13 protein-coding genes and 1 riboswitch are annotated in these 13,244 nt (G+C 58.8%); of the genes, 6 read left to right on the forward strand and 7 right to left on the reverse strand.

Translation table 11 applies throughout. From position 1 onward, the window contains the following. Positions 1 to 53: 53 nt before the first annotated feature. Complete coding sequence (gene glpK / locus KOL70_RS12985) at positions 54 to 1,565, reverse strand: glycerol kinase GlpK (RefSeq protein WP_211727024.1); 1,512 nt, start codon at positions 1,563 to 1,565, stop codon at positions 54 to 56. Between the two features lie 29 nt (positions 1,566 to 1,594). Then, entirely contained in the window at positions 1,595 to 2,443 is an 849-nt protein-coding gene (locus KOL70_RS12990) for an MIP/aquaporin family protein (RefSeq protein ID WP_132466092.1), read from the reverse strand. Positions 2,444 to 2,859: 416 nt separating this feature from the next. On the opposite strand from KOL70_RS12990, the gene zapB reads away from it, so the two are divergent. Beyond that, positions 2,860 to 3,099: a cell division protein ZapB gene (gene zapB, locus KOL70_RS12995; RefSeq protein WP_021507038.1), complete on the forward strand. Its 240-nt coding sequence runs from the start codon at positions 2,860 to 2,862 to the stop codon at positions 3,097 to 3,099. 51 nt (positions 3,100 to 3,150) lie between these two features. Here the strand turns inward: zapB and rraA are convergent, their stop codons facing one another. From rraA to KOL70_RS13020, 5 genes are all read right to left on the reverse strand, one after another. Next, positions 3,151 to 3,636 carry a ribonuclease E activity regulator RraA gene (rraA, locus tag KOL70_RS13000; protein ID WP_021507037.1) on the reverse strand — a complete coding sequence of 162 codons (486 nt, stop codon included), beginning with the start codon at positions 3,634 to 3,636 and terminating at the stop codon, positions 3,151 to 3,153. 165 nt (positions 3,637 to 3,801) lie between these two features. After that, the gene (mtlR, locus tag KOL70_RS13005) at positions 3,802 to 4,350 is read right to left on the reverse strand and encodes a mannitol operon repressor MtlR (RefSeq protein ID WP_193717991.1); all 549 of its coding nucleotides are present in this window, start codon (positions 4,348 to 4,350) and stop codon (positions 3,802 to 3,804) included. A gap of 60 nt (positions 4,351 to 4,410) precedes the next feature. Next, entirely contained in the window at positions 4,411 to 5,559 is a 1,149-nt protein-coding gene (mtlD, locus tag KOL70_RS13010) for a mannitol-1-phosphate 5-dehydrogenase (RefSeq protein WP_021507035.1), read from the reverse strand. 94 nt (positions 5,560 to 5,653) lie between these two features. After that, entirely contained in the window at positions 5,654 to 7,588 is a 1,935-nt protein-coding gene (locus KOL70_RS13015) for a PTS mannitol transporter subunit IICBA (RefSeq protein ID WP_058771034.1), read from the reverse strand. 433 nt (positions 7,589 to 8,021) lie between these two features. Then, complete coding sequence (locus KOL70_RS13020) at positions 8,022 to 8,738, reverse strand: DUF3053 domain-containing protein (RefSeq protein WP_010616539.1); 717 nt, start codon at positions 8,736 to 8,738, stop codon at positions 8,022 to 8,024. Between the two features lie 270 nt (positions 8,739 to 9,008). After that, a riboswitch (guanidine-I (ykkC/yxkD leader) is annotated at positions 9,009 to 9,103 on the forward strand. A gap of 63 nt (positions 9,104 to 9,166) precedes the next feature. Here KOL70_RS13020 and KOL70_RS13025 point away from each other — a divergent pair. Genes KOL70_RS13025 through KOL70_RS13045 form a run of 5 tightly spaced genes read left to right on the forward strand, consistent with a single transcriptional unit; the run spans position 9,167 to position 13,178 of the window. After that, entirely contained in the window at positions 9,167 to 10,225 is a 1,059-nt protein-coding gene (locus KOL70_RS13025; protein ID WP_058758070.1) for a putative urea ABC transporter substrate-binding protein, read from the forward strand. A gap of 14 nt (positions 10,226 to 10,239) precedes the next feature. Continuing rightward, positions 10,240 to 11,052 (forward strand): ABC transporter permease, encoded by an 813-nt coding sequence (locus KOL70_RS13030; RefSeq protein ID WP_058771035.1) that lies wholly within the window; start codon positions 10,240 to 10,242, stop codon positions 11,050 to 11,052. A 10-nt stretch (positions 11,053 to 11,062) separates the two neighbouring features. Beyond that, on the forward strand, positions 11,063 to 11,824 hold the full coding sequence (locus tag KOL70_RS13035) for an ABC transporter ATP-binding protein (protein WP_215480759.1): 762 nt from the start codon (positions 11,063 to 11,065) through the stop codon (positions 11,822 to 11,824). A gap of 11 nt (positions 11,825 to 11,835) precedes the next feature. Continuing rightward, complete coding sequence (locus tag KOL70_RS13040; protein WP_104094240.1) at positions 11,836 to 12,543, forward strand: urea amidolyase associated protein UAAP1; 708 nt, start codon at positions 11,836 to 11,838, stop codon at positions 12,541 to 12,543. Then, positions 12,543 to 13,178 (forward strand): urea amidolyase associated protein UAAP2, encoded by a 636-nt coding sequence (locus KOL70_RS13045; RefSeq protein WP_021507029.1) that lies wholly within the window; start codon positions 12,543 to 12,545, stop codon positions 13,176 to 13,178. Before KOL70_RS13040 ends, KOL70_RS13045 begins: the two co-directional genes overlap by 1 nt. Positions 13,179 to 13,244: the final 66 nt, after the last annotated feature.

Genomic DNA, 13,244 nt, shown 5'->3' on the forward strand with positions numbered 1-13,244 from the left:
GGGGCAGGGGGACGGGAAAAACCCGCGGCAGGGCACCGCGGGTCAGCACAGTGTTACTCTTCTTCTTCCCACGCTTTGGCACGCGCCACGGCTTTTTTCCAGCCGGCATAGCGTACGTTGCGTTCGGTGGTTTCAATGCTTGGACGGAACTCGCGTTCCACCACGGCTTTAGCACGAACTTCTTCCAGATCGTTCCAGAAACCGACTGCCAGACCGGCGAGGTAAGCCGCACCCAGCGCGGTCACTTCGCGCACTTCCGGACGCTCCACGCGCGTGCCGAGAATATCGGACTGGAACTGCATCAGGAAGTTGTTGGCCACCGCACCGCCATCCACGCGCAGCGACTGCAGGCGGGTATCGGCATCGTTCTGCATCGCTTCCAGCACATCACGCGTCTGGTAAGCAATGGACTCCAGCGTGGCGCGAATGATGTGGTTGGCGTTGGCACCACGGGTCAGACCGAAGATTGCGCCGCGCGCATACGGGTCCCAGTACGGTGCGCCGAGACCGGTAAAGGCCGGCACCATGTACACGCCGTTGGTGTCTTTGACTTTCATCGCGAAGTATTCGGAGTCGCCCGCATCGCTGATCAGCTTCATCTCATCGCGCAGCCACTGAATTGACGCACCACCGATGAACACGGCACCTTCCAGCGCGTAGTTCACCTCGCCGCGTGGACCGCAGGCGATGGTGGTCAGCAGACCGTGAGTTGAGGTAACCGCTTCGGTACCGGTGTTCATCAGCATAAAGCAGCCGGTGCCGTAGGTGTTTTTCGCCATGCCAGGCTGCACACACAGCTGGCCATACAGCGCAGCCTGCTGGTCACCGGCGATACCGGCGATAGGAATACGCGTGCCGCCCTTACCACCAATGTTGGTCTGGCCGTAGATTTCGGACGATCCTTTCACTTCCGGCAGCATTTCACGCGGAATATCCAGAATCTCCAGCATGCGCGCATCCCACTCCAGCTTGTGGATGTTGTACATCATGGTACGCGATGCGTTGGTGTGATCGGTGATGTGCACGCGGCCCTGGGTCATTTTCCACACCAGCCAGGTGTCGACGGTGCCGAACAGCAGTTCGCCGCGTTTTGCCCGCTCGCGCGCGCCTTCCACATGGTCGAGAATCCACTTCACCTTGGTGCCGGAGAAGTACGGGTTAATCACCAGGCCGGTGGTGTGCTGGATGTACTCTTCCAGACCCTCTTTCTTCAGCTTGTTACAGTAGTCGGCGGTGCGTGGATCCTGCCAGACGATGGCGTTGTAAATTGGTTTGCCGGTCTCTTTGTCCCAGACAATCGCGGTTTCACGCTGGTTGGTGATACCGATGGCGGCGATCTGGTCAGAACGGATATCAGCGTGTGCCAGCACTTCCACCAGCGTGGAGCTCTGTGAGGCCCAGATGTCCATCGGATCGTGTTCAACCCAGCCGGCTTTCGGGTAGATCTGGGTGAATTCGCGCTGTGAGACGGCGACGATGTTGGCGTCATGATCGAGCACCACGGCACGTGAGCTGGTTGTGCCCTGATCGAGCGCGACAATATATTTTTTATCAGTCGTAGTCATTATGGTTTCCTGATGATTAACGATGAAACTTACGCTTTACGCTGCTCAGCGCGCGCAACCGGTTTTTCTGTTTTACTGGTTTCTGCAAGGTTGCCCGGCAGGTTACGGCCAATCAGCGCACGGTAACCGAAGGCACCGAGGCAGGCTCCGACCAGCGGGCCAAAAATTGGCACCAGGAAGTAAGGAATATCTTTACCACCGGTGAACGCCACGTTACCCCAGCCCGCGAAGAAGGCGAACAGCTTCGGACCGAAGTCACGCGCCGGGTTCAGGGCGAAGCCGGTCAGCGGACCCATGGAACCGCCAATCACCGCCACCAGCAGACCAATCAGCAGCGGCGCCAGCGGGCCACGCGGTACGCCGTTGCCGTCGTCGGTCAGCGCCATGATCACCGCCATCAGCACGGCGGTAATTACCATTTCCACCAGGAACGCCTGCGCCACGGTGATGTGCGGGTTCGGATAGGTGGAGAAGATACCGGCCAGATCGAGGCTCTGCACGCTGCCGCGTACCATCTGGTGGCTGGCTTCGTAATCAAAGAACAGATTGTAGTAAAGACCGTAGACCAGCGCCGCCGCACAGAACGCGCCAGCGATTTGCGACACAATATAAGGTAAAACTTTGCGGCCTTCGAAGTTGGCGAATAGGCACAGGGCAACCGTGACTGCCGGATTGAGGTGAGCGCCGGATACGCCTGCGCTCAGATAAACCGCCATGGAGACAGCAAGACCCCAGATGATACAAATTTCCCACTGGCCGAATGCGGCACCGGCCAGCTTCAGCGCCGCCACACAGCCGGCACCAAAAAAGATGATCAAACCGGTACCGAGAAACTCGGCGATGCACTGACCTTTGAGTGTGTTCGTTGTCTGACTCATAATGGAATTCCTGAAGCGAGGTTAAATTTTATCAGTTTTTGTTCTCAATCCTTGAGTCGCCCAGCTCTAATGTAGGGTTGATGTGAATTTATCGTTAACGAGCATAAACGAGAAATAGCGAAATCGAATTTTGTGTGCCGCGTCATAAAAATGCGCGTTTTCGCGTCTTTTGTCTGTGTTTAGGGCCAAAAACCCCCGCTGCGCTGCACCCTGCGCGTGTGACCGCGCGCAAAATGCGCGAAGTTGCGCGTTTTCCAGGTATAAACTGAAAAGTGTTACAGACTTCCCTCGCAGGCCTTGTGCTGCTGGACTTGCCGGGTGTGGCTACATACAATCGGGACATCGTGGCTGGACGCACTATTTTAAGGCACGCCCGGTCTATCAACGCCTTGCACGATTTAGGAGAGGTCAGAAAGATGTCATTTGAAGTATTCGAGAAACTGGAAGCGAAAGTACAGCAGGCGATTGATACCATCACCCTGCTGCAGATGGAAATTGAAGAGCTGAAAGAGCAGAACAATAACCTGAAAAACGAAATGAGCCAGGCATCCGGCAATCACGAAGCGCTGGCGCGTGAAAATCAGCACCTGAAAGAAGAGCAGCATGTATGGCAGGAGCGCCTGCGTGCACTGCTGGGAAAAATGGAAGAAGTTTAAGCCTCAGCGCTTAAACCAACGGGTGCCGCGGCACCCGTTTTTGTTTGTCGCTTACTCGATATCGAGTGCGTCTTCAGACAGGATCATGCCGGTGTTGTCGGCGTAGAGATGATCGCCGGAGAAGAAGGTGACGCCGCCGAAGTTAACCCGCACGTCGCTCTCGCCGATGCCTTCGCCTGCGGCGCCAGCCGGAATGGCCGCAATCGCCTGAATGCCGATCTCCAGCTCTTCCAGCTCATCGACCTGGCGAACCGAGCCGTACACCACGATGCCTTCCCACTCGTTTTGCGCCGCCAGTCTTGCTAACTGTGCGTCAACCAGCGCGCGCCGCACTGAGCCGCCGCCATCGACCAGCAGCACGCGACCGCGACCGTTCTCTTCGAGCAGGTCATACAGCAGGCCGTTGTCTTCGAAACATTTCACTGTGGTAATTTGACCACCGAATGAGGTGCGCCCACCAAAGTTCGAAAAAAGCGGTTCAACAACGTTCACTTCTTCATGGTAGATGTCGCAGAGTTCAGATGTATCGTATTTCATAGGGATGTCGTCTGTTTGCCACAGGAGCGGTAAGTATATCGCTATCTGACGATTGTTGGCAAAATCATCAACCGCCAAAAAAAGCGCTGCATCAATATCCTGCGTAATAATTTGTCTGCGGCGGAGAGAACAGCGGCGCGTGGCAACAGCGCCGCAGGGGAAGCGTTACACGGCGGGCTTCTTGAAGGCCTGTTTGTGCGAGATACGGGAAATCAGCTCGGTCAGCGACAGCACCATGGTGGAGCGCACCATCTGCAGGTAGCGCTGCTGCTGCATGGCGCGCAGCGCGGCGTCGTCGCGGGTGAAATCGGGTTGCGGCGGCCAGGCCAGCACGCAGTGCAGTTCGCCGAACGGGCCGAGTATTTCATCGTCGGTAAAGCGGTAGTCGCTGGTGTCGTGATTCAGCTCCTCACGCAGCGCCAGCAGCAGCTCGCAGTCTTCGTATTCGTGGCGATTGATCACCCCCAGGCCGTAGATGAGCTTCAGGCGTACCGACAGCTCGCCCAGCGGGCCGTCGCCCAGCAGCAGCGGTTCCACCGCATATTTCACCGCGTAGTCGTCTTTGCGAAAGACCTGCAGCACCAGCAGATTGACTGCTTCCGCCAGCAGTTCGACAGCGGCGATCAGGAAGCTTCTCACCGAACGACCGGCGTTCAGCCGCTCAAGCACCCGGTTTTCAAAAGCCTGCTTCTCTTCCATTATTGCCTGCATCATTCAGCTACCGTCGACGGGCACGCGGCTGCCGTGCCCGAATTGACCACTAAAGGGCGCGCATTATGCCATAGCGTGGTAAGCGCTCACCACTGAGCTCACCACTTCGCTATTGGCATCGAGGCCAGAAATCTCCGCCAGCGCCGCCTGTGGGCCTTTCTGCGCGATCAGTGACGCCAGCTCCTGCGCCTGCGGATCGGCTTCGCTGCGATAGTGCATCGCGGCAGCAATACCCTGCACCAGGCTGGCGTGCGGCAGCTGATACTCCAGCGTGCCCAGCGTCGGCTTGATCAGGCGATCGCCGGCACTCAGCTTGCGCAGCGGCTGACGGCCGACGCGCTCGACGTCATCTTTCAGGTACGGGTTTTCGAAACGCGTCAGGATTTTCTGGATATACGCGGCATGTTTCTCCGCATCGAAACCATAACGCTTGATCAGCACCGCGCCGCTCTCCTGCATCGCGCCCTGCACCACGGCACGTACTTTCTGGTCGAGAATGGCTTCGCGAATGGTGGCGTGACCGGCGAGCTGGCCGAGATAAGCGGTAATGGCGTGACCGGTGTTGAGGGTAAACAGCTTGCGCTCGACGAACGCCATCAGGTTATCGGTCAGCTCCATGCCAGGAATGTCCGGCAGCGCGCCTTTAAACTGGGTTTTGTCGACAATCCACTCGCTGAAGGTTTCTACGGTAACTTCCAGCGGATCGGTGCTGCCGGCTTCAGATGGCGGCACGATGCGGTCAACTGCCGAATCGACAAAGCCAACATGCTCTTCAACCCACGCATGATACTGCTGCGGCAGCGCCTTCAGTACGTGCTGCTTCAGCTGGCTGGTGCCGCGCACCATGTTTTCACAGGCGATGATATTCAGCGGACGGACATTACCGTTGTCACTGCGTTTGGCCAGACCCTGCGCCACGCTGCCCGCGATGCGCTCAAGGATCTGCGGACCAACCGCCGTGGTAACGATATCAACCTCAGCGATCAGCGTGACGATGTCGTCGCTGGTGCTGTTCACCGCGCTGACGCCGGTAACGATTTCGACCTGCGCCTGCTCGCCCACCACGTGAACCGGATACTCATGACGGGCGTTAAGGGCATCAAGCACCACCTGATTCACATCAGCAAACACCAGTTCGATACCGGCATCCGCCAGCAGCTTACCAATAAATCCACGGCCGATGTTACCTGCTCCAAAATGTAACGCTTTCATAAATTTGACCCATATCAAATGACGAAGGGGCGGGCATGTCCGCCCCGGAAAGTGGGGACGGGCTTGCCCGCCCCAGGGAAGTTAAAACCGCGAATTACGCGTTGGCAGTGCTGCCAGACAGCAGATCCAGCACATCCTGCACGCTGGTGGTGTTCGCCAGCTTCTCGATTACGCTGTCGTCGTCGAGCGCATTGGTCAGGCTGGTGATCACCTGAATGTGTTCGTTATTGCGTGCGGCAATACCAATCACCAGTCGCGCGACTTCGTCCGGCTCATCGCCAAACTGCACGCCGGCCGGATACTGGCAGAATACCACGCCGGTTTTCAGCACGCGGTCTTTGGCTTCGACGGTGCCGTGCGGCACAGCGATGGATTCACCGAGGTAGGTTGGCGTCAGCTGCTCGCGCGCCAGCATCGCTTCAACGTATTCCGGCTGCACGTAGCCACCTTTCACCAGCTGCTCGCCGGCGAAGCGAATCGCCTGCTCTTTATTGCTGGCGCTCAGGCCGAGGAACACGTTGTCAGCGCCCAGTTTGAACAGGTGCGCGCTGCCGTCGTCATAGCTGTCTGCCAGCGCGGTCTGTACCGTTTCACGGTGGGCTTCGCTGCGGTTCGCCGCCACCAGACGCTCAGTCAGGTTGGTGTACAGCGCGCTGTCGAGGAAGTTGTTCAGCGAGATGTGCTGCGCCTGTGGCGCCTGACGCATCGCACGTTCGGTCAGATCGCGGTGAGTAATCACCAGATCGACATCGCCCGGCAGCGAGTTAATCGCGCTGTTGGTCACAGAGATATTGCTCAGGCCCGCATCCTGCACCTTCTTGCGCAGCACGCCTGCACCCATCGCGCTGGAGCCCATACCGGCATCACAGGCGACGATGATTTTGCGCACGTGGCTGACGTCAACGCTGCTGGCATCGGCTACCACCGGTGAACCGGCAACGGCCTGGCCTTTTGACTGCGCTTTCATGTCTTTCATGCGCTGGGTCGCCGCTTCGATGTCGTCTTCTTCTTTTACTTTGCTGGTTTTCAGCAGAATCGAGGAGACCACGAAGGAGACGGCGAAAGCCGCAACGATAGCCGCGATGTTAGCGAAGTAAGCGCCTTTTGGCGTCATCGCCAGTACGGCCAGAATCGAACCTGGTGAGGCCGGTGATACCAGACCGCCGTTCAGCAGCGTCAGGGTGAACACGCCGGTCATACCGCCGAGGATTACTGCCAGCAGCAGGCGCGGCGCCATCAGCACGTACGGGAAGTAGATTTCGTGGATACCGCCAAGGAAGTGGATGATCGCTGCGCCGCCCGCAGACTGCTTGGCGCTGCCGCGGCCGAAGATCATATAAGCAACCAGCACGCCCATACCCGGACCCGGGTTCGCTTCAATCAGGAAGAAGATCGATTTGCCCGCTTCGCTGGCCTGCTGGATACCCAGCGGCGAGAAGATACCGTGGTTGATGGCATTATTGAGGAACAGGATTTTCGCCGGTTCAACAAAGATTGAGGTCAGCGGCAGCAGGTTGTTCTGCACCATCAGGTTTACGCCGGCGGCGAGAATGTGTGACAGACCTTCTACCAGCGGACCGATAGCGAGGAAGGCCAGCAGCGCCAGCAGCATACCGATAATACCGGCCGAGAAGTTGTTGACCAGCATCTCGAAGCCGCTTTTGATTTTGCCGTCAACCGCGCGGTCAAACGACTTAATCGCCCAGCCGCCCAGCGGACCGGCAATCATCGAGCCAAGGAACATCGGCATATCGGCACCGACGATCACGCCCATGGTGGTGATGGCACCGACCACGCCGCCGCGATCGCCACCCACCAGACGACCACCGGTGAAGCCGATGAGCAACGGCAGCAGGTAGGTAATCATCGGGCCGACCAGTTTGGCCAGCGTTTCGTTAGGAATCCATCCGGTTGGAATGAACAGTGCTGTGATGATACCCCAGGCGATAAACGCACCGATGTTTGGCATCACCATATTACTCAGAAAGCGACCAAAGCTCTGAACCTTGACCTTGACTGATGAGGACATAAACCCACCCCTTATTGAGACGCGCTGCAATAAGAGAGCGCGTTTGTTTTTGTTAAGACGTTACGGCGGGGGCCGTGGCATTACTGTATGCACGCGGACTCTAGCACTAGTTGATTACACTGCGTAGCGTCAGGAAAAAGTGTGATGCATATCACGTTAAGTTGGGGTGGGCAGGGGGATTAAAGGTGACTTTGATCACAAAAATACTCTGTAAGAAAGCAACGCTGGCGAAAAAATGCGCGCAACAGCGGTAGAAATGTGACAAAAATCACCTTTCACCTGGGCCGGTTTGTTTCACAAATGTGATTGAGATCACAAACTATTTTTGGTTGAAAATGCGCCAGATCACACTCTGTGCTGACAGAAAAAGCCGATGTAAGGAAGTGACGAAAATCTGAAAAAGCGGGCAGGGGAGAACTGCCCGCTGAACGGCTTACTGCAAACCGCCCTGTACGGCATTTTGTGCCTGGGTCAGCGCCTGCGTGTTGCTGGCGAGATTGCTCATCAGCGTGTTGTACTGCGTGGCCTGCTCCTGGGTCGGGAACTGAACGCCGCCGTCATTGAAACTGACGCGCGCGCCCTGCGACTGCAGATAATCGCCGGCCTGAACTGCCGACTGGCTCAGCGCCTGCAGCTGCGGCAGCAGCGGAATCAGCGTGCTGGCTGGCTGCGTCACCACTTTGGCGTACACGCTGTCGTACACTTTCTTCAGATCGTCCGGCTGCTTCAGCGTGGCTTTGCTGCTGTCGGCCTGCATTTTGGCGCTCTGAATCTGCTGCGTCAGCACGCTCAGATTGCCGCTCGCCTGGCGCAGGCTGTCGCGGCGTGTCAGGTAATCCTGCGGCACGCGAATAGCCGCCAGCTCATCAACCACCGGGCGCATGCCCTGATCCACCGCCTGATTCACCTGCTGCGAGAAGCCATACAGGATGGCGTAATCACTGGCGTAATTACCGAAGGTTTGCTTCTGGTTTTCGCTCAGGCTGGGCAGATGTTCACCGCTGCGCATCACGGTGTTTTGCAGAAAATCAGTAAAGGCTTTGCGCTGATCGCCCTCTTTATCGCCGCAGGCGGTAAGCTGCAGCACAAGTAGCACGCCGGTCAGCAGCATGCCGCTACGCATCCAGATGCGGGAAATTCCTGACGCCATAATTCAACTCCTGTTGTGACGATGGCTAAATTCGATTCGCTGGGAAAGGTCCTAAAGAATAGTGCAATGGCCCCGGCTGTACAACGGCTGGTCTGCAGTGCTTCACGCTGGTGCGTGCCTGCTGCACAACTGTGCAGCGCAGCCTGCCTGCGAGCGCAGCGCTGTGCAATAACGCATGTAATTCAGGCTGATAGCAACCTGGCATTGATATTGCCTGCTTTCTGGCAGATGCAGGAGCGATCGCGGGCAACCGACGTCGCCACACAATTTGCAATGGGTCACTAGGGTTCCGATCGCGAGATGCTGGTCCGAGAGTGACCGACCGTCCTCTGACGGTTACACGGCGGGAAAAAAGCCCGGGAGGAAAGCGAGAACGTTGCTCGCCGCCTCCTGCCTGATTTTCGTCCGTTAACGCCAGAGGAATCATCATGATTAAAGCCTGTCTGCGCCTGCTGCTGATTTGCAGCGTCGCCCTGTTCAGCGTTCCGTCGCTGGCCGCCGCTAAACCTTCCTTTAAGCTTTGCTGGTCCATCTACGCTGGCTGGATGCCGTGGGATTACGCCCAGCAAAGCGGCATCGTGAAAAAGTGGGCCGATAAGTACGGCATCGATATTCAGTTTGTGCAGGTTAATGACTATATCGAGTCGGTCAATCAGTACACCGCAGGTGGATTTGACGGCTGCACCATGACCAATATGGATGCGCTGACCATTCCGGCGACCGGCGGCGTCGACAGCACCGCGCTGATTGTCGGCGACTACTCCAACGGTAACGACGGCATTCTGCTTAAAGGCGCGGACAGCGTCAGCGCGCTGAAAGGCAAACCCATCAACCTCGTCGAACTGTCGGTCTCACACTATCTGCTGGCGCGCGCGCTGGAGAAATCCGGCATGAGCGAGAAAGATGTCAGGGTGGTTAACACCGCCGATGCCGATCTGGTGGCGGCGTTTGGCACTGCTGACGTTAACGCCATCGTCACGTGGAATCCGCTGCTGGCGGAAGCAGAGAAGCAGCCGGACAGCCATCTGGTGTTCTCCTCGGCGCAGATCCCGGGCGAAATCCTCGACCTGCTGGTAGTTAACACCGCCACGCTCAACAAATATCCTCAGCTCGGCAAAGCGCTTACCGGTGCCTGGTACGAGACGCTGCACAGCATGGCCGGGCAGAGCGACAGTGCCAAAGCGGCGCGCACGCAGATGGCGCAGGCATCCGGTACCGATCTGGCCGGTTTTGATCAGCAGCTTGCCGCGACACACCTGTTCAGCGATGCCAAAACCACGCTGGATTTTGTCGACAGCCCGCAGCTGAAAGCCACCATGCAGCTGGTGGCTGAATTCTCCTTTAAACACGGCCTGCTGGGTGAAGGCGCGCCGGGGGCCGATGCGGTAGGGGTCGCTACCCCGGCCGGTAACTGGGGCGATGCCGGCAACATCAAACTGCGCTTTACCGACACCTTCACCAAACTGGCCGCCGCCGGTCAGCTGTAAGCGAGGCGCTGCCGATGCGTAAATTGATTAACTACCAACCGCTGCCGCTCGGCCGCCTGCTGCTTGGCATTCTGCCGCTGCTGGCGGTGCTGCTGGTCTATCTGTTCGCGTCGGATGCGCGTCTCAGCCTGAACGCGGCAGACAAGCTGCTGCCGGGATTCAACGCCATGGGCGAGGCCATCAGCCGGATGGCGTTTCAGCCCAGCCCGCGCACCGGCGAGTATCTGCTGTGGAGCGATACCGCCGCCAGCCTGCTGCGTTTGCTGAGTGGTGTCGCTATCAGCGCGCTGCTGGCACTGGCAATTGGCCTGTTCACCGGCGCGCTACCGGTGGTGCGCGCGGTGCTGGCGCCGCTGGTGACGCTGTTTGCGCTGGTGCCGCCGCTGGCGATTCTGCCCATTTTGTTTATCTGCTTTGGCCTTGGCGAAGTCTCCAAAGTGGTGCTGATCGTTATCGGCATCACGCCGCTGATCGCCCGCGATCTGCAGCTGCAGGTGCAGAAAATCCCGCAGGAGCAGCTGGTCAAAGCGCAGACGCTGGGTGCGCATAGCGCTCAGATTCTATGGCGGGTGATTCTGCCGCAGCTGATGCCGCGTCTGTGCGATGCGGTGCGGCTGTCGCTCTGTTCGGCGTGGCTGTTCCTGATTGCTGCCGAAGCGATTGCGGCCACGGAAGGCCTCGGTTACCGCATCTTCCTGATGCGCCGCTATCTGGCCATGGATGTGATTCTGCCGTACGTGGCGTGGATCACCCTGCTGGCCTTTGCCCTCGACCTGCTGCTGCGGCTCGTCAGCCGACGCTGCTGGCCGTGGTATCACGCCAAATAAGGAGCGCGCGATGCCCTTACTGCAACTGAAAAATCTGGAAAAACACTACGGCGATCAGGTGGTGCTGGAGCGGCTGAATATAGAGGTCGAGCGCGGCGAGTTCGTGGCGATTGTCGGCGCCTCCGGCTGCGGCAAAACCACGTTTCTGAATATGCTGCTCGGCACCGAAGCGCCGACCAAAGGCGAGCTGCTGCTGGATGGCGCACCGATTCCCGACGAGCCGGATGCCCATCGCGGCGTGGTGTTTCAGCGCTACTCGGTGTTTCCGCATCTGACGGTGCTCGGCAACGTGATGCTGGCTGACGAGTTCAGCAGCGCACGCTGGCTGGGACGCGTCTGGGGACGCAAACGTCAGGCGATTCGCCAGCGCGCGCAGGCAATGCTGGCGCAGGTCGGACTGGAACAGGCGCAGAGCAAATATCCGCATCAGCTGTCGGGCGGCATGCAGCAGCGTCTGGCCCTGGCGCAGGCGCTGATGAAACAGCCGCGCATTCTGCTGCTGGATGAACCTTTTGGCGCGCTCGATCCCGGTATTCGCAGCGAGATGCATCAGCTGATCACCCAGCTGTGGCAGCAGCATCAGCTGACCATTTTCATGATCACCCACGATCTGAAAGAGGGCTTCAGCCTCGCGTCACGCCTGCTGGTGTTCGACAAAGTGCGCCACGATCCGCACGCGCCGCAAGCCTGGGGCGCCACTATCACTTACGACCTGCCGCTGGATCGCACTCAGCCCGCCGCTGAAGTGCTGTCCGCAACGCAGGTGGCTTAAAGGAGAGCACGATGCAGCCATACCAAACCCTGCTGCCCGCCGGGGCGCACTGGTCTTTTGTCATGCGCAGCGGCAGCGCGCTGACGCTGACCGATGTGGAGGGCGGCGCCAGCGCCAGCCTGCTGTTTTATAACCCGGAAAACCTGCTGGAGCGCTATAACGCGCCGGATACGCTCAAGTGCCAGCACACTTTCCGGCTCACCGCCGGCCACTGTCTCTACTCGGACATGGGGCGCATTTTCTGCGGCATTGAACACGATAGTTTCGGCTGGCACGAGAGCGTGTGCGGCACGCTGAACGCGGCACAAACGGCCGCGCGCTATGGAGTCAGCGACTATCAGCAGGCGCGCAACCTGCGCCATCAAAACGGCTATGACAGCTTCCTCGTCGAGCTGGCGAAATATGGCCTTGGCCAGCGCGACATGGCGGCCTGCCTCAATCTGTTTGCGCAGGTACGCGCCGATGACAGCGGGCGCTTAACGCTGGAGCGGCAGGGCGAAGCCGGCGCGCAGGTTCGGCTGCGTTTCGCCATGGACACGCTGGTGCTGCTGCACACCTGTCCGCACCCGCTCAGCCCGGCAAGCGATTATCCGCGTCAGCCGCTGCAGCTGACGCTGGATGCGCAGCGCGCGCCGCTGCCGGAAATCTGTCTGCAGCGCGCGGAAAACCAGCGCGGCCTGCGCAATAACGCCCTCTATCAACTGCAGGGAGAAGTGTGATGATCAAAGAGAGTGAACGAAACCCGGCGCAGGCGCGTCTGCAGCAGCAGATCGACGCCGGTGATTACTGGCTGCAGCGCATTGCCGCCGGAGAAACGCTGCGCATTACCGATCTGGAAGGCAATCAGGCGGCGGATACGCTGTTTTTCAACGCCGACGATACCGCCGAGCGCTACAGCATGAGCGAGACGCTGCGCGGCCAGCACAACGTGTTTCTCACGGCCGGCAGCGTGCTGCGTTCTAATCTTGATCGGCCGATGCTGACCATCACCGCCGATACCTGTGGCCGTCACGATACGCTCGGCGGCGCCTGCTCGTGCGAGAGTAATACGGTGCGTTATGACCTCGAAAAGCGTCACATGCACTCCTGCCGCGACAGCTGGATGCTGGCGGTCGCCGCGCATCCGGAGTCTGGCCTGACGCGCCGCGATATCACGCACAACATTAACTTCTTTATGAATGTGCCGGTGACCCACGACGGCGGCCTGACGTTTGCCGATGGCATCTCCGCGCCGGGTAAGTATGTTGAGATGGTGGCGCAGATGAACATTCTGGTGCTGATCTCCAACTGTCCGCAGCTCAACAATCCCTGTAACGGTTACAACCCGACGCCGATTGCCGTCAGCGTGTGGTGATTCTCTGACGCAACGGGACGACCCGTTTTACGCCGTCACAGCTGGTGCAGGACGACCTGCCGCAAT

The sequence above is a fragment of the Pantoea sp. B270 genome, assembly GCF_018726825.1.
Lineage (GTDB): Bacteria > Pseudomonadota > Gammaproteobacteria > Enterobacterales > Enterobacteriaceae > Pantoea > Pantoea dispersa.